The sequence below is a fragment of the Microbacterium sp. BF1 genome, from assembly GCF_019279095.1.
GTDB classification, from domain to species: Bacteria; Actinomycetota; Actinomycetes; order Actinomycetales; family Microbacteriaceae; genus Microbacterium; species Microbacterium maritypicum.
Window position 1 is genome coordinate 1 of sequence record NZ_JAGYWT010000445.1, and the last position, 2,028, is coordinate 2,028.

The 2,028-nt window shown below is 67.9% G+C and carries 3 protein-coding genes; 2 read left to right on the forward strand and 1 reads right to left on the reverse strand.

Translation table 11 applies throughout. From position 1 onward, the window contains the following. The coding region (locus KZA10_RS13415) for a hypothetical protein (RefSeq protein ID WP_218683125.1) at window positions 1-938 on the reverse strand (938 nt) is incomplete at its 3' end. Window positions 939-1,022: 84 nt separating this feature from the next. Here KZA10_RS13415 and KZA10_RS13420 point away from each other — a divergent pair. Together KZA10_RS13420 and KZA10_RS13425 are read left to right on the forward strand one after the other, a co-directional pair. Beyond that, entirely contained in the window at window positions 1,023-1,487 is a 465-nt protein-coding gene (locus KZA10_RS13420) for a hypothetical protein (RefSeq protein ID WP_167497379.1), read from the forward strand. Further along, window positions 1,484-1,819, forward strand: a complete 336-nt coding sequence (locus KZA10_RS13425) for a hypothetical protein (RefSeq protein ID WP_127482447.1) — start codon at window positions 1,484-1,486, stop codon at window positions 1,817-1,819. Before KZA10_RS13420 ends, KZA10_RS13425 begins: the two co-directional genes overlap by 4 nt. Window positions 1,820-2,028: the final 209 nt, after the last annotated feature.

The window sequence follows — 2,028 nt, forward strand, 5'->3', positions numbered from 1 at the left end:
TCCTCGACCACGATGGGCGCCTCGGCGGGGTCAGCCCACACCGGGGCGGGGAGCACCGTGTCGACCTGGCCGGCCTGGATCGCGCGCAGGGCCTCTGCGATCGCCTCGTCGTTCTCCGGCACCGGAAGATCGCACGCGCGCAGCTCGGAAGCGAACTGCAGTGTCAGACGGATCTTCCCGGCCTCGACGGCCTGAGCGGTCGTTCCGGTGCGGATCTCGCTCCCGGTCTGGATGGCCGAGACCTCATCGCAGACGTGATAGACCTTGCCGCCGTCGACCCAGACGACCTCGTCCTTGCCCAGGAGCTGGATCACGGCGGACTGGTCGGCGGTGTACTGCTCGACGGAGGGCGGCGTGAAGTCGACGCCGACGAAGACGGCCAGTGCCGCGAGGACCACGCCGACGATTCCGGCGGTGGTCTTCTGGCCCTTGTCCATGTCCTTGTTGAGGAAGATCAGGATGACTAGAGGGAGGAACGCGACGACCGCGATGATCGCGCCGAGCTGGTTCTGCACGAAGAATCGCGTCTTGTCCGCCTTGCGCGCGGGGTCGAGGCGGTTCGCCTTCTTCCACAGCACCGAGCCGGTGATCGACAGGGCTGCGATCACGACGAGCAGCACGAGGAGGGCGATGAACGCCCACTGCGGGAACGTCGCGGTGACGCCCTGCTCTTCGAGCAGGCCGGTGTCGGGGTTGCGGAGGAGTTCGCCGTCCTCGCCGACGAACACGCGCTGAGGCAGGAGCCAGAAGATGCCGACGCCCTCGCCGACGATCGCGATCGCCCAGAGGATGCCGGCGATCCAACGGAAACGCGTGGCCCTGACCTTGGCTTCGGGAGTGGGGACCCAGCCGGCGGGCGGCTCTGCGGCTGCGCTCTTCGCGGACCGTGCGACGCCGGTGTCGGTGTTGTCGCTCTGGGCGTTCTCGCTCGCAGCCACGGTGTTCCCTTTCCCCTCCGGTGCCCGCCGTTCCGGCTCAAGGCAACCCCGATCCTAGTGGACCTGGTGTCCTACGCTGGGGACATGACTTCCGATTCCGACGACGCCCTCAACTGGGACGGCGACGAGGCCCAGACGCCGAAGGAGCGCGCTCTCCCGCACGGCTGGAACGCCGTCGGCAAGGGCAGCGACGACGTGGGAACGATCGAGGACGACGGCACCGTGACGCCTGCGCCCGTCGACGAGCCGGTCGGCTTGAGCACGCCGATGCTGCTCCTGGTCGGAGTGGTCGGCGGGGTGTACCTCCTCTACACGATCGGCTGGATCGTCGGCGGGCTGCGACTTCAGCCGCTGGCGTCGTTCCTGGTCTCCGACGTGATGTTCCTGCCGTGGTTCGTCCTCGCGATCGCCGCGCCCGCACTGTGGTTCCTGGCGAGCTGGGTGCTTACGCGGGGGAGGGCGGCGTGGATCCGCGTCGCCGTGCTGCTCGCGGGAGTCGTGCTGCTCGTTCCCTGGCCCTTCGTCACCGTGGGGGTGATCGGATCATGACCACGTCGTCGACCGAAGCGCAGGTGTCTGCGGGTTCTCCGCGCTGGCTCGTCGGGCTCGTCATCGGCCTGGCGGGACTCTTCTACGCCTATGCCGTCTGGAATGCCGTGGCGCATCTGATCACGATGGCGCAGACCGGGCTGACCGGCGGCGGCTGGGCGACCCTGTTGTTCGGCGTCGCTTTCCCCGCCATCGTGTTCGCCTTCGCGTATGTGATCGGTCGGCGGCGGCGAGTGGGCGAGCTCGCGCTCGTCTTCCTCGCAGGACTCGGTGTGGTCGCGGTGTTCTGGATGAGTCTCATCGCGCTGAGCCTCACCATGCCCAGCGCCTGAGCCGCCTGTCCTGCCGCGTCATACGGCACGGAGGCCCGCGTCCGCTCCGGTAGAGTTGACGCGATCGCGCCCCCATGGTGTGCATCGACGAAGGTCTTAGAGGGCGAGGGGTTGCCGATATATCCGTAGGGGTTCACCTGCAGAGCCGCACGAACCCAGCGCGCACCACGCGGACCGTCGGTAGATGTTTGTGTGTCGTTCACTTCAAC